Origin of the sequence: Nonomuraea sp. NPDC048901, from assembly GCF_040649695.1 — a bacterium.
Taxonomy (GTDB): Bacteria; Actinomycetota; Actinomycetes; order Streptosporangiales; family Streptosporangiaceae; genus Nonomuraea.
Genome location: NZ_JBEZFW010000002.1, coordinates 823,650 through 843,839, shown reverse-complemented (window position 1 = coordinate 843,839; position 20,190 = coordinate 823,650). Strand labels below are relative to the sequence as shown.

The following is a 20,190-nucleotide window of genomic DNA, read 5'->3' as shown; positions in this document are numbered from 1 at the left end:
GAGGCCCTTTTTGGGTGGGTGGGCAGCAGACGGCCAACCACCGAATCGGGTAAGGGGTGGGAAAGAAGAACGTCCGGAGCGAAGCGAAGGCCCTTTGTGGGCGGGTGGGCAGGAAGAACGCCCTTTAGGGCGGCCCGATGGTGCTGGCGCGCAAGATGACCGTGCCCGGCACCCGTTCGATTCGTCGTCGTCCCCGGCTCCCGTCCCGCAGGGCCAGAGCGATCACCCGCTCCCCCATCTCCTCCAACGGCAGCGACACCGTCGTCAGCGGTGGTGTCAGGTCCCGTACCACCGGGATGTCGTCGAAGCCCGCCAGCGACACGTCCTCCGGCACCCGCAGCCCGCGTTCCCGCAAGGCGGCCAGCGCTCCCACCGCCATCACGTCCGTGGCGGCGAACAGGCAGGTGGCGTCGAGACCTCGGTCCAGGAGGGCGGAGGCCCCGGCGTAGCCGCCTTCGCGGTTGAAAGGGCCCTCCTCGATCTGGTCGACCGTCACTCCGGCCGCCGCCAGGGCGTCGCGGAAGCCGCTGACCCGGTCCACGACGGTGCTGAGGCCGGGCGGGCCCGACAGGATGGCGAAGCGGCGGTGGCCGAGGGCGAGCAGTGCGCGGGCCAGGGCGGCGGCGCCCTCGCGGTTCTCCGGAAGTACGGTGTCGACGCGCAGGCTGCGGTGCCGGCTGACCACGGCGACCCGGCCGCCGGCGTTCAGGTAGGGGCGTAGTTCGACGTCCATGGCCCGTTCCCAGCCGCGGTCCTCGAAGCCGGAGCCGATCAGCAGGATCGCGCGGGCCCGCTGGGCGCGCAGCATGGAGACGTAGGCCACCTCGCGCGTGCTGTCGCGGAACGTGCTGGCCAGCATCACCAGCAGGTCGCGCTGCGCGGCGGCGCGCATGACTCCCCTGGCGATGCCGGAGAAATAGGGGTCGCTGACGTCGTGGCAGATGACGCCGACGGTCTCGTTGGAGGCCCGGACGAGGGCCTGGGCGTGGGCGTTCGGCGTGTACGCGAGCTCGGAGGCGGCGGCCTCGACCCGGTCGCGCAGGTCTTCGCGGACCTTGGCGGTGCCGTTGAGGACACGTGAGGCGGTGGCTAGGGAGACTCCGGCGGCCATGGCCACATCCCGGAGAGTGACGTGAACGCGATCGGCCACTCGCCCTCCTGTAACAGGAAGTTAACGACCATTGACCCCTGGACCATGCCGGGTTAGCGTACCGCAGGAAAGCGCTTTCAGATAGCGCTTTCTCGCATTTGGCCTGATGGCACGCGATGGAGGGATACCTTCGATCGTGGTACAGACCGCTGATGGAATCGTGCGGCGCGAGAGTCCGAGCTCGCGCGACCGCGTCGTGGAACTGGCGGACCGGTCCTGGCGGCCGTTCGCCCTGCTCGCCGCCTGCTACGCGATCTGGTGGGCGATCACCGAGTTCGAGATCGTGCCCAGGTTCCTCGTGCCCTCGCCCGGAGTCACCCTCCAGGTGATGGCCGACAAGGCCGGCTACCTCGCCCACCACACCTTGGTGACCGGCTACGAGACGGTGCTCGGCTTCGCGATCGCCGTCGTCGTCGGCGTCGCCGCGGCGGTGCTCATGGTGGCCTCGGCGGAGGTCGAGAAGACCCTCTATCCGCTGCTGCTGTTCGCGCAGGTCGTCCCGAAGATCGCGATCGCCCCGCTGTTCGTGGTCTGGCTCGGGTTCGGGCTGACGCCCAGGATCGTGGTCGCCGTGCTGATCGCGTTCTTCCCCGTCGTCATCTCCATGGTCACCGGCCTGAAGTCGGTGGATCCGGAGATGCTCCAGCTGGCTTCGACCATGGGAGCGAGCCCGGCGAAGACCTTCGCCAAGATCAGGTTTCCCGCCTCCCTGCCGTTCCTGTTCTCCGGGTTGAAGGTCGCCGTGACGCTCGCCGTCACCGGGGCGGTCGTGGGCGAGTTCGTCGGCGGCAACGACGGGCTCGGCTCGGTCATCCTGCAGGCCAACGGCAACATCGACACACCCATGCTCTTCGCGGGACTCCTCGTCATGTCCCTGCTCGGCGTCGTGCTCTTCGTCGCCGTCGAGTTCGCCGAGCGGCTGCTGCTGCCCTGGCACGCCAGCCGCCGCGGCGACGCCGTCACCGTCACGTACTAAGGAACGACCCCGCCGAAGACCTCACCCCCTGAGGACGCCATGAAGACACGCACGCTGATCGCCGTCATAGCCCCGGCTCTGCTCCTGTTCGCCACCGCGTGCGGCTCCGGCGGCGGCGAGAAGACCACCAGTTCGTCGGGCAAGCAGCTCGACAAGGCCACGCTCACCCTCAACTGGTATCCGTACGGCGAGCACGCGCCCTTCTACTACGGCAAGACGAAGGGCATCTTCGAAAAACACGGCATCGACCTGACGATCCAGGCCGGGCAGGGCTCGCAGAAGACCGTCCAGGCCACCGGCGCCGGCCAGACGGACTTCGGCTGGGCCGACACCCCCGCGCTGCTCGGCGGAGTGAGCTCGGGCGTGCCCGTGAAGAGCCTGGGCGTCTTCCTGCAGACGACCCCGGCCTCGGTGCAGTTCTTCCAGGAGAAGAACATCACCAAGCCGGCCGACCTGAAGGGCAAGACGATCGCCTCGACGGCCGGTGACGCGCTCACCAAGACCTTCCCGGTGTTCCTCAAGGCCAACGGGATGAGCGACGCCGACGTCAAGCTGCAGAACACCGACCCGGCCGGCAAGATCGCGGCCGTCATGTCGGGGCAGACGGACGCGCTGCTCGGCTACGCCTCCGACCAGGGCCCGACGATGCAGAACAAGGCCGGCAAGCCGGTCGCGTACCTGCGCTTCTCCGAGTTCGGCCTGAACTACTACAGCAACGGCCTGCTCACCTCCTCCTCCTTCCTGCAGAGCAAGGCCGACCTGGTCAAGCGGATGGTCGCGGCCACCAGCGAGGCGTGGGCGGCGGCGGAGAAGGACCAGCAGGCCGCGGTGGACGCCATGAAGGGCGCCTCGGAGCAGCTGCCGCCGGCTCAGGTACTGCTCGACCAGTTCAAGACCACGACCACGCTGCTGCACACCGACGCCACCCAGGGACAGGCGCCGGGCGTCAACACCGAGGCCGACTGGCAGAAGACGATCGACACCTTCGCCAAGGCCGGGATGGTCTCCAACCCGCAGGCGCCCAGCGCCTACTGGGACGCCAGCGTGGCGCCGAAGGGATGACCGTGACGCAACAGGCACCCGCCGTCGAGATCGACAAGGTGGCGGTGCGGTTCCGATCGAAGAAGCGCGACGTGGTCGCGCTGGAGAACGTGTCGATGGACGTCCGCCCCGGCGAGTTCGTGTCCATCGTGGGCCCGTCGGGATGCGGCAAGTCGACGCTGCTCAAGCTGGTCTCCGGGCTGCTCAAGCCGTCGGCGGGCGCGGTGCGGCTGCTCGGCGGCACGGTCGGCGGCCCGCGCCACGACGTCGGGTACGTCTTCCAGCGCGCCGCCCTGCTGGAGTGGCGTTCGGCGCGCAAGAACATCCTGCTGCAGGCCGAGATGCGCGACATGCCGCAGAAGGAGGCCGCCGCCAGGGCCGACGAGCTGATCGAGATGACCGGGCTGACGGGCTTCGAGGACGCGTTGCCGCATGAGCTGTCCGGCGGGATGCAGCAGCGGGTGGCGCTCTGCCGCGCGCTGCTGCACCGGCCGCCGGTGCTGCTCATGGACGAGCCGTTCGGCGCACTGGACGCCCTGACCCGCGAGCAGATGAACATCGAGCTGCACCGCATCTGGCACGAGACCGAGACCACGGTCCTGCTCGTCACGCACTCCATCGCCGAGGCGGTCTACCTGGGCAACCGGGTGATCGTCATGACACCGCGGCCCGGCACGATCGCCGAGGTCATCGACGTGGCGCTGCCACGGGTACGTGACTACGCGGCGACCATGTCCCAGCCCGCCTTCGCCGCCGCGACCAGCCACATCCGCGACCTGCTGGGGGCCGCCACGCACAACGATTGACCGCTCGGATCCGCCCCCTCCCCCCACTGAGAGGATTCCGATGCCCACATTCGTCCGCTTGTGCGCGCTCGCACTGGTGCTGGTCCTGGCCCAGTTCATCGCGCCCACCGCCCACGCCACCGCCGCCGACCAGGCGGCACAAGCTCCCGACTGTACGTTGGGCCGCACGGTCGTCCGCAAGACCAACGCCGCCACCAGCTGGGCACCGGTGACTCCAGCCAAGTGGCAGTTCCCCGGCGACCAGGTGATCCTCGCCGAAGCCGGGGAAGCGCGCCCCGGCCCGCGCCGCCCCTTCGAGTACGCCGTGCTGACCAAGGGCCCGGTCTTCGGATCGGTGCAGATCGACGCCGAGGTACGGCTCGACACCCCGACCAGCGTCAGCAACCGTGACGTGATCATCGTGTTCGGCTACCGCTCCGATCTGCAGTTCAACTACGCCCACCTGTCGCAGGACAACACCATCTATCCCCACAACGGGATCTTCGTGGTGAACAACGCCGATCGCCTGCGCATCGACGACCAGTGGAACGGCCAGGTCGGCGCCCCGCCCGCGGTCACCGATGAGGCGTGGCACAAGGTCCGCGTCCGCTACTGCGCGGACACCGGCCGCATCTCGGTCTTCATGGACGGCTCGACGACACCGCTGATCACGGCCACGGACCGGACGTTCCCCTCGGGCCGTGTCGGCTTCGGCTCGTTCGACAACATCGGGCGGGTGCGCAACCTGACCGTCACCGGCACACCGGCCTGCGCCGACCGCTCCCAGCCCTGACCGCCTGCGCCGAGCACCCAGAACCCCTGACGTCACCCTTCTTGACTGCTCCCACTTCTCCCTTTACCGTCCCCGGTAAGCGCTTTCCAACAACCCCTCAGGTGGTGCACAGGAATGCCGAAATCCCCCCTCCAGTACCTCTTAGCCGCACTGCTGGCGACCGCGCTCTGGGCGCCGCCGGCGGCCGCGATGGACTCGACCCCGATCGACGACCCCATTCCGGAGAATCCCACCGCGTCCGGTCTCACGCTGACGCTGACCGAGTACGCGACCTTCCCCAAGACCGAACCGGTCCCCACGCCCACCGACCAACGGCTGATGCGCTGGGCCAGGATCAACAACATCGGCGAGATCCCCGACGGGTCGCGGCGCCAGTTCGTCAACGACCTCAACGGCAAGCTGTACCTGCTGAAGAACGGCCAGCCGCAGGAATACCTCGACGTCGGTGCCACGTTCGCGCCGGACTTCCTCTCCGGCCGCGGTCTGGGATCCGGGTTCGGGTACGTCGCCTTCCATCCGGACTTCGCCCGTAACGGCAAGTTCTACACCGTACACACCGAGTGGGGCGCGGCCCTCACCACCAAGACGCCGGACCTGACGCCTCAGCCCGACACCAAGTTCCACGGCGTGATCACCGAGTGGACCGCCACGAACCCGAAGGCCGACACCTTCAGCGGCACCCACAGAGAGGTGCTCAGGCTCGGTTTCAACGGCCAGGTCCACGGCATCCAGCAGATCGACTTCAACCCGTACGCGCGTCGCCGCGACGCCGACTACGGCCTGCTCTACGTCGCCTCGGGCGACGGCGGCCGGGGCTCGTCGAGCGACGACCCGCAGAACCTGGCCATCCCGCAGGGCAAGGTGCTGCGCATCGACCCCCTGGGCACGAGCGCCGCCAACGGCAAGTACGGCATCCCGGCCAAGAACCCGTTCGTCACCAAGGCCGGCGCGATCGGCGAGATCTACGCGTACGGCATGCGCGACCCGCACCGCTTCAGCTGGGACCCGCAGGGCAACCGGCTGTTTCTCGGCCACATCGGCGAGCACGCCATCGAGGCCATTTACGAGGTCAAGGCCGGCGACAACCTGGGCTGGAGCGAGCGCGAGGGCTCCTTCGTGTTCAACAAGGCCGACCGCTGCCACCTGTACACGCTGCCCGACAACGACGCGTCGTTCGGCTACACCTACCCGGTCGCGGCCTACGACCACGACCCGCCGCCCGGCCACTCCTGCACGGCCGACAGCGGTCACGCGGTGGCCGGTGGGTTCGTCTATCGCGGCACGCGGCTGCCGCTGCTGTACGGCAAATACCTGTTCGGCGACATCGTCGACGGCCGCGTCTTCTTCACCATCGCGAGCCAGATGCGGCAGGGCGGCCCGCGGGCCACGATCTACCAGCCCAAGCTCGTGAACGCGAGCGGCGCCACGGTCACCATGAAGGATCTGGCCGGGGACGCCCGGGTGGACCTGCGCCTGAGCCGCGACGGCGCGGGCGAGCTCTACCTGCTGTCCAAGGCCAACGGCAAGATCTGGAAGGTCACCGGCGCCTGCATGACGGCGACGCCATGAGGCACCGCTATCTGGCCCCGGTGGTGGCTCTCGTCCTGACGGCGACGCTCGCCACCCCGGCCGCCGCCCACGACCGGCCCGGCGTACTGCCCACGCTGCGCCACAACCTCATCGCCGCCTACGACTTCGAACACCCGGTCCCCGGAAACCCCGCGCTGGAGCGCGACCAGGGCAGATCGGGCACGGACATCACGCTGATCAACGGCGGTGCCGCCATGCGCAACGACGACGGCGCGCATCGGGGCAGCCGCCACTCGATCCAGCTCCAGCAGGTGAACCCCGCCACGATGGGCAACGACGACTGGAAGGCCGGGATCTACTCCGAGACCGGAGTGCCCACCCTCCACGCCTTCAACGCCGTCAAGGGCGCCACCGTCATGGGCTGGTTCAAGATGACCGGCGAGAACCCCAGCCTCAACTCCAACACCGCGGACCCGGCCGACCGCTACGGAGCGATCGGGCTGGCCGGGGTGCTCACCGGCAACTCCCAGGGCCATGACGTCAGAGCGCTGCTCGAACTCATCACGGTCAACGGGGAGCTGCGCGTGGTCGCGCTGGGCAGGCGAGTCGACGGCAGCAGTTCCCAGACCTTCGCCGCGAGCGAGCCGTGGCAGAGCGTGCTTCCCCAGGATGAATGGGTCTTCCTGGCGGCCACGTTCGACTACGACAACGCCGCGATGAAGCTCTACAAGAACGGCCGCCCGCTCGACGGCTTCTACACGCTCACGGGTGATCCGTGGGGCGTGGAGGGGGCGCCGGAGCCCGATCTCACCTCGGCCACCGACCCCAGAGGCATCAAGATCGGAGGTAGCTATCCGCAGAACACCAGAGAGAACAACCCCTGTAACTGCCGGATGGACGATTTGATGTTCCTCGACAGGGTCGCGGCCCCCCTGGAGATCTGGGCCCAGTACAAGCTGGCGGCCCGAGGCTGAACGGCTGGGGCTGGGAGGACTCCCACCGCCTTCCCAGCCCTCCGTCAGCCGTTAGTCTGCATCTGTTTGGTCCTGTGGTCCTTGAGATGGAGCTCACCGTGGAGACGCTCCTTCAAAGCGTCAAGCACCTTGCGGCTGGACAGCACGGTCCATCGGTTGCCGACCAGGTGCGGGTTGTATTCGGGCGCGGTGTCCATCCAGGCGTCCTTGCCGGCCTGGGTGGCGAACGTCGACACGAAGAACTGACCCTCGTCGGTCTGGCAGAAGCCCGTACGAATGTCCTTGGCGTTGACCTGGATCTTCGGCTTGCACCCGACCTTCTCGGCCAGTTGCTCGACGGTGTAGACGTTGTTGTCGACCGTGGCGGGCTTCTGCACGATGGGCTCGCCCCCGGCCATCGCGGCGCTCTGGCCGGCTCCTACGGAACCGCTGGCGTTCGTACAACCGGCCACGAGCCCGACCAGCAGCGCAGTAGCGGCCAGACGTGGAAATGTCGTCATGTGCCGAGATACGCAACCCCCGTAGGTGGGGTTCACTCCGGCCGAGATTAAACCGAGATTCACCCGAGACCTCAGCCCGAGAGCCGCAATCCCGGCCGAAGAACCGCGATCTCAGCGCAGGACGACGCAGCCGCGCTCCACCAGGCGGCGCAGCGCGTCGGGCTCGCCGTCGAGCTTGTTCCAGCGCAGGTCGAGCTTCTCCAGCGCGGGCAGCTCGCCAAGGCTCTCGGGCAGCGTCCTGAGCCGGTTGTTGCGCAGATCCAGGTGCGTGAGCCGGGCCAGCCCCGCGACCGCGCCGGGCAGCGCGCGCAGCTGGTTGTTGCGCAGGTCGAGCACGCGCAACTCGCCGAGCCCGCCGATCGAGTCAGGCAGGGCGGTCAGCCGGTTGCCCTGCAGATGCAGCTCGCGCAGCCGGCCCAGCCCGCCGATGGAGCCGGGCAGCGTCTCCAGCCGGTTGTTGTAGAGCCGCAGCTCGACCAGCGATGCCATGCGGCCGAGCGCCTCGGGCAGGCCGGTCAGCCGGTTGTCGGTCACGTTGAGGTAGGCGAGCCGGTCGAGCCGGCCGATCGCGGCGGGCACCTCGGTGAACCGGTTGTCGCTCAGGTAGAGGTAGTCGGTCAGGCCCAGGTCGCCGATCTCCGGCGGGATCGTGGCGAGGTCGTTGTGGCCGAGGTCGAGCATGCGCAGCCCGGTCAGCCCGCCGATCGCCGCGGGCACCTCGGTGAGTGCGTTCTCGGCCAGGTTGAGCGATTCGAGCCGGGTCAGCTTCCACAGCGCGTCGGGCACGCCGGTCAGCCGGTTGCCGCCCGCCGCCAGGTGCCGCAGCCCGCCGCCGAGCCGCGCGGGCAGCGTCTCGATGGCGTTGCCGTACAGGTACAGGGTCTCCAGGTACGGCGGGCAGCCGGGCACCTCGGTCAGCAGGTTGCCATCGAGGTGCAGCGCCCGCAGCGCGGTGAGTCCCGTCAGGTCCGGCAGCGAGCGCAGGCGGTTGCCGTCGAGCCGGAGCTCGGCCAGCGACGTCAGGCCGCCCAGCCATGCGGGGAGCTCGGTGAGCTCGTTCCAGGCCAGGTCGATCAGCCGGACCTCGCCGAGCTCGGCGGGGTCGGAGCTGGGGAACGTGGTCAGCCCCGCGCCGGGTGCGCGCAGTTCGTCATGGATCGTCACGGCGCCGATCCTCGCACGCCGCCACCGGAAGCACGCCGCCGCCGGAAGCACGCCGCAGGAAGCACGCCGCAGGAAGCCCGGCTAAGTGCCCGGCTCGGCGTCCTGTCCGGCGAGGTTCCTGAGGTCGAACAGCTCGGACGGCGAGATCGGCATGCGGTCGATCTCGATGCCCTCCGCGTCCTCGATCGCCCCCGCGATCACCGCCGAGACCGGGATCACCCCGGCCTCTCCCGCCCCCTTGATGCCGAGCGGGTTGAGCGGCGACGGCGTCTCCAGGTGGGCGGTCTCGATGCGCGGGATCTCCGTGACGTACGGCATGAGGAAGTCCATGAACGAGGCGTTGAGCAGCTGCCCGTGCCCGTCGTACACCATCCGTTCGTACAGGGCGCCACCGATGCCCTGGGCCACTCCCCCGTGGATCTGTCCCTCCACGATCATCGGGTTGATCAGCCGGCCGCAGTCGTGCACGACCGCGTACCGCAGGACCTTGATCTCGGCGGTCAGCGGGTCGGTCTCGACGATGGCGGCGTGCATCCCGGCCGCGAACGTGGACCTGATCGGCGAGTAGTAGTCACGGCCCTCCAGCCCCGGCTCGTCGCCCTCGGCCACCGGCGGTTTGTCGGGCGAGGAGACGCCGGAGAACTGGGTCGCCTTGGCCGCCTCCTCGTCGAAGGCGTACCGCAGCGGGTTGGCCAGGACCGCGACCGTGGACAGCGGGATCGAGGCGGTCGGGGCGCCCACAACGTGTACCAGGCCGTCGGCGATCTCCAGGTCGGCCGGGTCGGCCTCCAGCGCGTCGGCGGCGATGCGCAGCGCCTTCTCCCGCACCTTGCGGCAGGCCAGGGCGATGGCGTTGCCGCTGACCACGGCCGCGCGGGAGGCGAAGGTGCCGACCGCGTACCCGAACCTGCGCGTGTCGCCGGTGACGACCGAGATCCGCTCGATGGGCACGCCCAGCTCGGTGGCGGCGATCTGGGCGAACACGGTCTCGTGGCCCTGTCCCTGCGAGGTGAGCCCGGTGGAGACGTGTACGCGGCCGTCGGAGGTGATCTGGACGTGGCCGCCCTCGTACGGGCCGACGCCGGTGCCCTCGACGTAGCAGCCGATGCCGATGCCCCGGTGCCGGCCGGGTTCGAAGTCGTCCCAGCCGATGAGCTCCTTGAGCATGCGGAGCATCTCGGGGTAGTCGCCGCTGTCGTAGATCAGCGGGCGTCCGTCCTGGAAGATCAGGCCCTGGTCGTAGGGGAACTCGTCGGGGCGGATGAAGTTCGCCGCGCGCACCTCGGTGCGGTCCTTGCCCAGGTAGCGGGCGATCTTGTCCATCGTCCGCTCCATGCAGAACACGGCCTGCGGCCGCCCCGCCCCCCGGTACGGGGTGACCTGCACGGTGTTGGTGTAAACGGCGGAGAACTCGACCCGGTAGGCCCCGATCCGGTACGGCCCGAGCAGCTGCGTCGAGGTGATGATCGGGACGATGATCCCGTACGGCGTGTAGGCGCCGTGATCGTGCAGGATCGTCACATCCAACCCTTGAACCACCCCGTCGTCGTCGAAACCGACCCTGACGTGCTGCACCTGACCCCGCTCGTGGGCGGAGGAGATGAAGTGCTCGCGCCGGTCCTCGGTCCACTTGACCTCCTGGCCGAGCCGCATCGCCGCCCACGGCACCAGGATCTCCTCCGGCCACGGGTGCACGATCTTCACCCCGAACCCGCCGCCCACGTCGGGCGCGATCACCTCGACGTGCGGCAATGGCAGGCCCAGGGCCGCGGCGACGGCCATGCGGACGCTGGTCGAGGTCTGGGTGCTGGTGTAGACGCGCAGGTCGGAGCCGTCCCAGCGGGCGTACACGCCGCGGCCCTCCAGCGGCATGCTGGCGCTGCGCTCGATGTCGAGCCGGAAGCTCAGCGTGTGCGGCGACGCCTCGATGGCCTCGCGGGCGCTCCGGCCCGCCTGGTTCGGCACCTCCTGCACCAGATGGGCGCCCACGTTGCCCGGTACGTCCTCGTGGACCAGCTGCGCGCCCTGGACAGCCTCCTCGATGCCGACGACCGGCTTGAGCGGCTCGTAGTCGACCTCGATGAGCGCGCAGGCGTCCTCGGCGAGGTAGCGGTCCCTGGCCACGACCATCACCACGGGCTCGCCCACGTGCCGGACGACGTCCCTGGCCAGGGGGTAGGCGGTGCGGCCGTGAGTGAGGGCGGGATGCGGGATCAGCAGGGGCAGGGGACGGCCCACGCGCTCGGGCAGGTCCTCCCAGGTGTAGATGGCGACCAGGCCGTCCACGTCGAGCGCGGCGCTCACGTCGACGTCGCGGACGCGGGCGTGGGCGTGCGGCGAGCGGACGAACGCCGCGGCCAGCGCGCCGGAGCCCAGGTCGTCGAGGTAGCGGCCCCCGCCGGTGAGCAGCCTGGGGTCCTCCCGGCGCTGGACCGGCTCCCCGAACAGCCTGGTGGTCATCCCTAGGTCTCCTCGGCGATCAGCTCCGCCGCCCGGTGGACGGCCTTCACGATGTTCTGGTAGCCGGTGCAGCGGCACAGGTTGCCGGAGATGCCGTCGACCACCTCCTCGTCGGTGGGCGCCGGGTTGTCACGCAGCAGCGCGGTCACCGTACACAGGAAGCCCGGTGTGCAGAAGCCGCACTGCAGCCCGTGGCACTCCGCGAACGCCCGCTGCACCGCCGACATCCCCTCCGGCCCGGCCAGCCCCTCCACCGTGGTGATCTCGCTGCCGTCGACGGTCACCGCGAACGTCAGGCACGAGCGCACCGGCTCGCCGTCCAGCAGCACCGTGCAGCAGCCGCACACGCCGTGCTCGCACCCCACGTGCGTGCCGGTCAGCCCGAGGTCGTGGCGCAGGCAGTCGGACAGCAGCCGCCGTCCCGGCACCCGCACCCGCCGCGCGGCTCCGTTCACCACCAGCGTGATCTCGCGCTCGCGCTCCAATCCGGCCTCCCTCACGTACCTGCTGGGCTGCTACCCCACGGTCCCGCCACCTCACGGGCCACGTCCTTGAGCGCCGCCTCACGGGCGGCGTCCTTCAGCGCCTGCTCGGCGAGGACGCCGACCAGATGCAGCCGGTACGCGGCGCTCGCGTGGATGTCGTCGTCCGGCTCGGTCGCCTCCCGTACGGCCCGCGCCACGCCCGCCCAGTCGACGCTGGAGGGGGGACGGCGCTCGCACAGCCCGCCCACGTCCACGACCACCGGCACGGGGCCGACGCTGACGCAGGCCACCCGGGCGGCGGTGACGCGCAGGTCGTCGTCCAGCGTGACCAGCGCGCACACCCCGGCCAGGGCGTAGTCGCCGTGCCTCCTGGCCACCTCGCGGAACGCCGTACCCGACCGTTCCGGCGGCATCGGGAAATATGCGGAAACGGCGAGTTCGCCCGGCTGGACGGCCGACTCCATCGGCCCGACGAAGAAGTCGGCGGCCGTCACCTCCCGGCTCACCACGCCCTCGGCGGCGTCCAGCCGGGACAGCCGTACCGACCCGCCGAGCAGGGCCAGCACGGCGGGCAGCTCGGCGGCCGGGTCGGCGTGCACCAGGCTGCCCACCACCGTGCCCCTGTTGCGGATCACCGGGTGGGCGACCAGCCGGAGCGCCTGCCGCAGCAGCGGATGTCCGGCCAGCCGCTCCACCTGGGCGTGCCTGGCCAGCGCGCCCACGGTGACGCCTTCGGCGGCGAGGTCGAGGCTGGCCAGCGACTCGACGCGGTTGATGTCGACCAGGTGCTCGGGCGCCGCCAGCCGCATGTTGAGCATGGGGATCAGGCTCTGGCCGCCCGCGAGCACCTTGCCGCGCGGACCCACCTGGGCGAGGACGTCCAGGGCCTCGCCGAGGTCGCGCGGCGCGTGGTGTTCGAAGGGCGGCGGCTTCACCCGGCCTCTCTCCCCGCGGCGGCTGTGTCGGCGGGCCGCCCGGCGATGACGCGCAGCAGGTGGTAGCCGCCCACCACGACGATCGTGCCGAACGCGATGCCCTCCAGCCGGAAGTCGCCGCTGATCAATTGCTTCACCGGTCCGATCGCCAGGATGATGCCCGCGCCGATGGGGACCATGTTGACCGGGTCGGCGAAGTTCACCCGGTTCTCGATCCAGATCTTGGCGCCGAGCAGGCCGATCATGCCGTACAGGATGACCGTCACGCCGCCCAGAACGCCTTCCGGAGTCGCGGAGACCAGCGCGCCGAACTTCGGGCTCAGGCCGAACAGGATGGCGATGAGTGCGGCGATGTAGTAGGCGGCGGTGGAGTAGACCTTGGTGGCGGCCATGACGCCGATGTTCTCGGCGTAGGTGGTGGTGGGCGAGCCGCCGACGGCGCTGGTCACCACGGTGGCCAGGCCGTCGGCGGCGATGGCGCGGCCGATGTAGGGATCGACGTCGGTACGCGTCATCTCTCCCACGGCCTTGACGTGACCGATGTTCTCCGCGATCAGCGCGATCACCGCGGGCAGCACGAGCAGCACGGCGGAGAACTTGAAGTCTGGCAGATGAAACGGCGGCAGGCCGAACCATGGCGCCGCCTCCAGCTTGGAGAAGTCGACACGCAGATGCGGGGCGATCTTGAGCGCGCCGTCGGTGTAGGCCGGGACCTGGCCGAACAGCTGGTCGGCCACCCAGGACAGCGCGTAGCCGACGATCAGGCCGAGCAGGATGCCGATGCGCCCGATGAAGCCCTTGAACGCCACCACGATCACGAACGTCACCAGCATCGTGATCAGCGCCATCCACTGATCCTTGGGCCAGTAGACGTCCGCCACCACGTAGGCCAGCCCGAACCCGATCAGCATGACCACCGCGCCGGTCACGATCGGCGGGAAGATCCGGTGGATGATCTGTACCCCGAGGAAGTGCACGGCCAGCCCGACCAGCGCGAGCACGAACCCGACGATGAGGATCGCGCCGGTCACGATGGCATCGGCGCCGGGGGTGTCACCGCCGAACACCGCCCTGATGGCCAGCACACCGCCCACGAACGACGCGCTGGTGCCCAGGTAGCTGGGGATCTTGCCCTTCACGATCAGCAGGAACATGATCGTGGCCACGCCGGACATCATGATCGCGACATTGGGGCTCAGCCCCATCACCAGCGGGAACACGAACGTCGCGCCGAACATCGCGATCACATGCTGCGCGCCGAACCCGATCATGCGCGGCCAGGTCAGCCGCTCGTCGGGCTTGACGACCTCTCCGGGAGCCAGATGCTTGCCGTCGCCGTGTTTGGTCCAACCGAAAACCATGTGAGCCCCTCTTCACCCGGGCTGCCGCTTCCAGTGCCGCCCCGCAGGCTCCTTCCGCATCCCGCTCCAGATTCGTGCTGCCGTTGCGGGCACATTAGGCCCGCAGGCGTGCTCGTACACGGGCATGATCTGCCAAATTCGCTTTCCTGACCAGAGGAGTGGTCGCGCACTACCTTCAGGTGGTTCCGGTGAGCGCTCAGTTCCAGTGCGGCGGCCGGTGGTAGGTGGCACCACCGGGCCCGCTCGCTTCAGCGCGGCCAGGTAGGCCCGCCAAACCTCAGTGCACCCGGATCGAGAACCCCTCCCCCGTCACCACCTGCCCCGTCCGGATCTTGCACGTCTTCCGGAGCTCCACTTCCCCATCCACCGACACCATTCCCTCGGCGATCAGGTGTTTGGCCATGCCGCCCGTCTCCGTGACCCCGCAGTACTTCAGCAGGTCACACAGCGGGATGAAGTCGGAGCGCAGTTCGAAGTCCACGACCACTCAGCCTAGATGCCCCGCATGCGCAGCACGTGCAGGGCCAGGGTCAGGTTGAGGCGCAGGTGGGGGTCGTCGGTGAAGTTGCCGAGCAGGCGCTCCAGCTTGCCGATGCGGTAGCGCAGCGTGTTGTAGTGGAAGTGCAGCCGCCTGGCCGTCTCCGCCACGTTGAGGTTGGTCTCCAGGAGCACCTGCAGGGTTCTGCGCAGGTCGGAGTTCTCGGCGTCGTCGTCCAGGGCCAGCGGGCCCAGCGTCTCGCGGACGAACGCGTGCAGTTCCTCCGTGTCGTTCACCAGCGACAGCAGCCGATAAACGCCCAGCTGGTCGAAGTGGGCCACCGCGCCGGGGCCGTGGAGCTGGCGGCCGACGCGGGCCGCCTTCAAAGCCTGCGAGTACGCCTCGGGCAGCAGGTCGGCGCCGGGCGACGGGCGGGAGGTGCCGGTCGAGAACGTGGCGGGCGGCACGTCGGCGAAGGAGGAGGCGGCGTCCTTGGCCACCCTGGCGGCGTCCACCGTGGCGTCCAGTACGGCCACCACCTCGTGCGAGAAGCCCGCGACCGCGCCCTGGGGGTCGTGGCGGCGCATCGCCGCGACCCAGCACGCGACCAGGCGGTCCTGGGTGGCGCGTTCGTCGCCGTCCGGGTCGAGTTCGGCGACCAGCACGGTGACGGGCCGTTCCAGATCCCAGCCGAACGCCCTGGCCCGCGCCGTGACGCGCTCGGCCGTGCCCGCCCGGCCGGTGAGCACGTCGCGCAGGAAGTCGGCCCGGTACTTGCTCTCGACGGCGTTGACCGCCTCCTGCCTGGTGACGACGAGCGCGGCGACGGTCGCGGCGCGCTCCAATATGCCGACGTCGCTGTCACGGAGCGTCCCGGCCGGGCTGTAGGCGACGATGCGGCCGTGGTGGTGGCCGCCCGCGAGGACGGGAACGGAGGCGAACGCGCGCGTGCGGCCCGCCGTACCGGAAGCGGGCCTGCCGGACGGAGTACGGCCCGAGGCGGGGACGAGCGGCGGTCCCTCGTGCGCGATCGACTCCCACAGGAGGGTCACGTGGTCGGGCGGCCCGGCCGTGGCGAGCACCCGCCCGCCGCCGTCAACCGCCGCCACCGCCACGTCGAGCAGCGCGGCCACCTCGGCGGTCACCTCGTCCAGCCCGCCGCCGGCCAGCACCACCTGGACCAGCGCCCGGTGCGCCTCCTCGGCGCGGGCGAGCACGGCGGCCTGGCGGTTGAGGATGTCGGTCAGCACCTGGTTCAGGATGTCGTCGAAGCCGACGTCGTTCGGCAGCAGGATGAGCGGGAACCCGAGCCGGTCGGCCTGCTCGACCATCTCGTCGGGCAGCTTGTCCACGTACCTGCCGAGCTTGATCGCCAGGGCCGCCAGTTTGCGCTCGTCGAGGTCGGCCACCAGGCGGCCGAGCGACTGGGGGGTGTTGCGCAGCGGGTAGCCGGTGGTCAGCAGCAGCTCGTGCGGCTTGACCCAGGCCAGGATGTCGGGCACCTCCATGACGTTGAGGCGCTGCACGATGCGGCCCAGCCCGCTCTCGCCGGCGATGAGGCGGGCGTCCGCGAGGGTCGATACGCCCAGCACCTCCCCCACCGAGACGCCGTGGGTGATCGTGCCCGTGCTCGCGAGACGGACTGGGGGCTCCATGTGGAGATTGTGACCCCAGAAGCGGTCTGTCAGGAAGAGCCAACCTTCACGCTGACTCTTGGCAAATTTCTCCGTACGGACGGTTGTGCGGCACGTTCTACGGTCAGGTCCAGAGCCGGTAGGGAGGTTCGGTGACCGTCGGTATTCATGCGAGGCGCCCGCGTACCCCTGTGACAGGAGCGGCCAGCGCGGCGGTACGCCCTGTGCTGGAGGCGCCGCGCAGCCCCGCGCGGGTGCTGGCCGTCTTCCCCGCCGGGGTGTACCTGGAGGTCAGGACCGAGCTGGAGCCGTCCGTGCTGGCCGTCATCACGGGCGCGGCGACGCGGCTGCCCAACTCCGTGCTGCTGGCCGCCGAGCTGCCGCGCGTCACCGTGGGTGACGAGGCCGCCGTGGGCGACGGCGCCATCGAGCTGGGGCGGCTGAGCGTACGGGCGCGCCGCTGGTGGGATCCCGCGCCGCCGCTCGGCCGGGTCGATCCCGAACGGCTCAGGCAGGCCGCCCCTCGCCTGACCCCCGGCGAGCCCGGATTGGCGGGCAACGACGCCATCGAGCTCCTGGCGGCCGGCTGCGCGAGCGGCCGGTTGCTGGGCGCGGTCACGGCGGCCGAACGGCTGGTCGGCCTCGGTCCGGGGCTGACGCCGAGCGGGGACGACGTGCTGGCCGGGCTGCTGGTGACGCTCAGGCACCTCGGCGCGGCGGCCGAGGCGGAGCGGGCGGTGTGGCTGGCGGACTGGCTGGCCGCGACCGTGACGTACGACGCCCGCACCCGTACGACGCCGATCTCGGCGACACTCCTGCACTGCGCGGCCAGAGGCGAGGCCAGCCCCGAGGTGATCGCCGTGCTGCGCGGCATCGCCGGGCGGCAGGAGCTCGAACCGGCGCGGCGGCAGCTGCGGCGGCTCGGCCACACCTCCGGATCCGACCTCCTCCAGGGCATCTCCATCGGTCTCGACACCGTCCTGGCCATGGCGGAGGCCCCGAGCCCGCCCCAAAGCCTGCCCCATGTCCCGGCCATGACGGAGGCCCCGACCCCGGCCCGCGCCTTGAGCGTGACCGGATGACCCGCGACGCGGTGCTGCTGCGCAAGGGCGTCTACCACGACTCCGTCACCCTCATGCGCGTCAGCCGCTCGCTGTCGGACCTGCCCGGCATGCGGGTGGCCATCGTCGCCATGGCCACGGAACTGAACCTCGCCCTGGCTCGCGACCTGGGCTTCGACCTGCCCGCCGCCGACCCGGGCGACCTGCTCGTCGCCCTGCGCGGCGACAGTGTGGACACCGCCACCGGCGAGCTCGACCACGCCCTGGCCCGGCTGTCCGCCTCCCGGACCCGGGCGGCCGCCGACCAACCCCCGCTCACCACCCTCTCGGCGGCCAGAAGCCCGGCCGACCTGGTGCTCGTGTCGGTTCCGGGAGAGCACGCGTTCGCCGAGGCGCTCGACGCGATCCACGCGGGACTACCCGTGATGATCTTCAGCGACGGCGTGCCGGTCGCCCGGGAGCGGCGGCTCAAGCTGCTGGCCGAGGAGCGTGACGTGCTGGTCATGGGCCCCGACTGCGGCACCGCCGTGATCGCCGGGGTGGGGCTGGGGTTCGCCAACGTGCTCAGGCCGGGCCCGATCGGCGTCGTCGCGGCCTCCGGCACCGGCGCCCAGCAGGTGACGTCCCTGCTCGACCAGGCGGGCGCCGGGGTCAGCCATGTGCTCGGCGTGGGCGGCAGGGACCTTTCGGCCGAGGTGGGCGGGCTGTCGGCGATGCGGGCGCTGCGCATGCTGGACGACGACCCGGCCACCGAGCTGATCGTGCTGGTCTCCAAGCGGCCCGACCCGGCGGTGGCGCGGGCCGTACAGGAGGTGGTGGAGAGGCTGGGCACGCCGGTCGTGTCGGCGCTGCTCGGGGAGCGCGATCTGACGGCGGCCGCGGAGGAGGCGCTGCGCGCCATCGGCCGGCCCGTTCCCGCCTGGGAGTCGTGGCCCGGCTGGTCGCCCACGTCGGCGTACACGAAACTCAAGGGCGTCTACTCGGGCGGCACGCTGTGCGCCGAGGCGAGCCTGATCGCCGGGGCGGGCGAGTTCACCGACTACGGCGACGACGCCTACACCAGGGGCCGCGCCCATCCGATGATCGACCCGACGCTCCGTCTGGAGGCCCTGGCCCAGGTGGAGCCGGGCGATGTGATCCTCATGGACGTCGTACTCGGGCACGGCGCCGACCCCGACCCGGCCGCCTCCCTCGCCTCGGCCGTCGCCCACGCCACCCACCATGGAGCCACCGTCGTCGTCGCGCTCATCGGCACCGAGGGCGACCCCCAAGGCCTGCACCGGCAGGCCGCGGCGTTCCGCGAGGCGGGCGCCACCGTCTTCACCTCCAACGCCCAAGCCGCCCGGCACGCCAGGAACCTCCTTTGACTCTGCTCTCCGGTCCGCCCCACGTGATCACCGTCGGCGCCGCCCTCCTTCAGGAGTCGCTCGACGCGCAGGCCGTGCCCACGACCGCCGTCGCGTGGCGGCCGCCCCTGCCCGGCACCGCGGACGCGCTCGCGAAGGTGCTCGCCGACCCGCGCCTGCCCGCGGCCAACGAACGGGCCGTCGGCCGCCTGACCTCGGCCCGCCCCCAGCTCGTCGGGGTACGGCGGGCCTCGGAGGTGCTCGACCTGCCGGAGCGGATGTTCCTGCACGCGGGGCCGCCCATCGACTGGGAGCGCGCGTCGGGCCCGATGCGCGGGGCGCTGATCGGCGCGATGCTGCTCGAGGAGTACGCCCATGACGTGCCGTCGGCCGAGGAGCTGCTGGCCGTCGGCCGGGTACTCCTGGAGCCCTGCCATCGGCACGCCACGGTCGGCCCGATGGCGGGCGTGGTGAGCCCGTCTATGTGGATGCTGGAGGTACGCGACGCCGAGCACGGCGGCACGGCCTACTGCTCGCTCAACGAGGGCCTGGGCAAGGTGCTGCGTTACGGCGCGTACGGACCCGAGGTGCTGGAGCGGCTGCAGTGGATGGACCGGGTGCTCGGACCCGTCCTGTCGGCCGCGATCGAGCTGGGCGGCCCGATCGACCTGCGCGCGATGATCGCGCAGGCGCTGCAGATGGGCGACGAGCTGCACAACCGCAACCGCGCCGCCACCTCGCTGTTCCTGCGCGAGCTGGCCCCCTGGGTGGTCGAGGCGGCGGCCGGCAGCGCCGCCGAGGTGCTGCGCTTCGTCAACGGCAACGACCACTTCTTCCTGAACGCCGCCATGGCCGCGGGCAAGGTGAGCACCGACGCGGCCAGGAACGTACCCGGCTCCTCGATGGTCGTCGCCATGGCCCGCAACGGCACCGATTTCGGAGTACAGGTCTCGGGGCTGGGCGATCGGTGGTTCACCGGGCCGGCGGGCGTGCCGGACGGGCTCTACCTCGGCGCGTACGGCCCGGCGGACGCCAATCCGGACATCGGCGACTCCACGATCACCGAGACGTCGGGCCTGGGCGGGTTCGCGATGGCGGCGTCCCCGGCCATCGTGCGCTTCGTCGGCGGCGAGGTGGCGGACGCGGTGGCGGCGACCCGGTCCATGTACGAGATCACGCTCGCCGAGCATCCCGCCTACCAGATCCCGGGACTCGGCTTCCGCGGCACACCGGTCGGCATCGACATCACTCTGGTGGCCAGGACCGGCGTGTTGCCCGTCGTCAACACCGGTATCGCGGGCCGCGTGGCGGGCACCGGCCAGGTCGGTGCGGGCCTGGTGAAGCCCCCGGTAGAGGCATTCACCGCCGCATTGCTCGCCCTGGCCGCCGACCGTAATTGATCCAATTGATGGGCGATATTGCGACACGTCAAGGCATTTGTAAGAGCCGAGTTGTGGTTCCCTTGGGAATGACCTGCCTATATCGTGGCCAACGCTCATAATCTTGACGTATGGCGG

18 protein-coding genes are annotated in these 20,190 nt (G+C 70.5%); 9 read left to right on the top strand and 9 right to left on the bottom strand.

The window, feature by feature from the left end:
• Positions 1-124 precede the first annotated feature (124 nt).
• Positions 125-1,150, bottom strand: a complete 1,026-nt coding sequence (locus AB0C30_RS08930; protein ID WP_357941161.1) for a LacI family DNA-binding transcriptional regulator — start codon at positions 1,148-1,150, stop codon at positions 125-127.
• Between the two features lie 160 nt (positions 1,151-1,310).
• On the opposite strand from AB0C30_RS08930, the gene AB0C30_RS08925 reads away from it, so the two are divergent.
• The 6 genes from AB0C30_RS08925 to AB0C30_RS08900 all read left to right on the top strand — a co-directional run bounded on the left by AB0C30_RS08925 (position 1,311) and on the right by AB0C30_RS08900 (position 7,249).
• Positions 1,311-2,126: an ABC transporter permease gene (locus tag AB0C30_RS08925; RefSeq protein WP_357941159.1), complete on the top strand. Its 816-nt coding sequence runs from the start codon at positions 1,311-1,313 to the stop codon at positions 2,124-2,126.
• Positions 2,127-2,165: 39 nt separating this feature from the next.
• Positions 2,166-3,188, top strand: coding sequence for an ABC transporter substrate-binding protein (locus AB0C30_RS08920; RefSeq protein WP_357941157.1), 1,023 nt, complete (start codon positions 2,166-2,168; stop codon positions 3,186-3,188).
• Between the two features lie 2 nt (positions 3,189-3,190).
• Positions 3,191-3,973 carry an ABC transporter ATP-binding protein gene (locus AB0C30_RS08915; RefSeq protein ID WP_357941155.1) on the top strand — a complete coding sequence of 261 codons (783 nt, stop codon included), beginning with the start codon at positions 3,191-3,193 and terminating at the stop codon, positions 3,971-3,973.
• A gap of 40 nt (positions 3,974-4,013) precedes the next feature.
• A complete protein-coding gene (locus AB0C30_RS08910; RefSeq protein ID WP_357941153.1) occupies positions 4,014-4,745 on the top strand; it encodes a hypothetical protein in 732 nt (243 codons plus the stop codon).
• Positions 4,746-4,859: 114 nt separating this feature from the next.
• Positions 4,860-6,314, top strand: a complete 1,455-nt coding sequence (locus AB0C30_RS08905) for a PQQ-dependent sugar dehydrogenase (RefSeq protein ID WP_357941151.1) — start codon at positions 4,860-4,862, stop codon at positions 6,312-6,314.
• Positions 6,311-7,249, top strand: a complete 939-nt coding sequence (locus tag AB0C30_RS08900) for a hypothetical protein (RefSeq protein WP_357941149.1) — start codon at positions 6,311-6,313, stop codon at positions 7,247-7,249. The genes AB0C30_RS08905 and AB0C30_RS08900 overlap by 4 nt, the downstream gene beginning before the upstream one ends.
• Positions 7,250-7,293: 44 nt before the next feature.
• On the opposite strand, the gene AB0C30_RS08895 is transcribed toward AB0C30_RS08900, so the two are convergent.
• The 8 genes from AB0C30_RS08895 to AB0C30_RS08860 form a co-directional block, all read right to left on the bottom strand.
• Complete coding sequence (locus AB0C30_RS08895; protein WP_357941147.1) at positions 7,294-7,749, bottom strand: hypothetical protein; 456 nt, start codon at positions 7,747-7,749, stop codon at positions 7,294-7,296.
• Between the two features lie 111 nt (positions 7,750-7,860).
• Positions 7,861-8,913, bottom strand: coding sequence for a leucine-rich repeat domain-containing protein (locus tag AB0C30_RS08890; RefSeq protein ID WP_357941145.1), 1,053 nt, complete (start codon positions 8,911-8,913; stop codon positions 7,861-7,863).
• Positions 8,914-8,994: 81 nt separating this feature from the next.
• Complete coding sequence (gene cutA / locus AB0C30_RS08885) at positions 8,995-11,373, bottom strand: aerobic carbon-monoxide dehydrogenase large subunit (RefSeq protein WP_357941143.1); 2,379 nt, start codon at positions 11,371-11,373, stop codon at positions 8,995-8,997.
• Positions 11,374-11,375: 2 nt separating this feature from the next.
• A complete protein-coding gene (locus AB0C30_RS08880) occupies positions 11,376-11,858 on the bottom strand; it encodes a (2Fe-2S)-binding protein (protein ID WP_357941142.1) in 483 nt (160 codons plus the stop codon).
• An 11-nt stretch (positions 11,859-11,869) separates the two neighbouring features.
• The gene (locus AB0C30_RS08875; protein ID WP_357941140.1) at positions 11,870-12,793 is read right to left on the bottom strand and encodes an FAD binding domain-containing protein; all 924 of its coding nucleotides are present in this window, start codon (positions 12,791-12,793) and stop codon (positions 11,870-11,872) included.
• Positions 12,790-14,154, bottom strand: coding sequence for a solute carrier family 23 protein (locus tag AB0C30_RS08870; protein WP_357941138.1), 1,365 nt, complete (start codon positions 14,152-14,154; stop codon positions 12,790-12,792). Before AB0C30_RS08870 ends, AB0C30_RS08875 begins: the two co-directional genes overlap by 4 nt.
• Before the next feature lie 277 nt (positions 14,155-14,431).
• On the bottom strand, positions 14,432-14,635 hold the full coding sequence (locus AB0C30_RS08865; protein ID WP_357941136.1) for an RNA-binding S4 domain-containing protein: 204 nt from the start codon (positions 14,633-14,635) through the stop codon (positions 14,432-14,434).
• Positions 14,636-14,646: 11 nt separating this feature from the next.
• Positions 14,647-16,287, bottom strand: a complete 1,641-nt coding sequence (locus AB0C30_RS08860) for a PucR family transcriptional regulator ligand-binding domain-containing protein (RefSeq protein ID WP_357941134.1) — start codon at positions 16,285-16,287, stop codon at positions 14,647-14,649.
• Between the two features lie 131 nt (positions 16,288-16,418).
• On the opposite strand from AB0C30_RS08860, the gene AB0C30_RS08855 reads away from it, so the two are divergent.
• From AB0C30_RS08855 to AB0C30_RS08845, 3 genes are read left to right on the top strand one after another with little or no spacing between them, the layout of a single operon-like run.
• Positions 16,419-17,348: a DUF2877 domain-containing protein gene (locus tag AB0C30_RS08855; protein ID WP_357941132.1), complete on the top strand. Its 930-nt coding sequence runs from the start codon at positions 16,419-16,421 to the stop codon at positions 17,346-17,348.
• Positions 17,345-18,694 (top strand): FdrA family protein, encoded by a 1,350-nt coding sequence (locus tag AB0C30_RS08850; RefSeq protein ID WP_357941130.1) that lies wholly within the window; start codon positions 17,345-17,347, stop codon positions 18,692-18,694. The genes AB0C30_RS08855 and AB0C30_RS08850 overlap by 4 nt, the downstream gene beginning before the upstream one ends.
• On the top strand, positions 18,691-20,073 hold the full coding sequence (locus AB0C30_RS08845; RefSeq protein ID WP_357941128.1) for a DUF1116 domain-containing protein: 1,383 nt from the start codon (positions 18,691-18,693) through the stop codon (positions 20,071-20,073). The genes AB0C30_RS08850 and AB0C30_RS08845 overlap by 4 nt, the downstream gene beginning before the upstream one ends.
• Positions 20,074-20,190 lie beyond the last annotated feature (117 nt).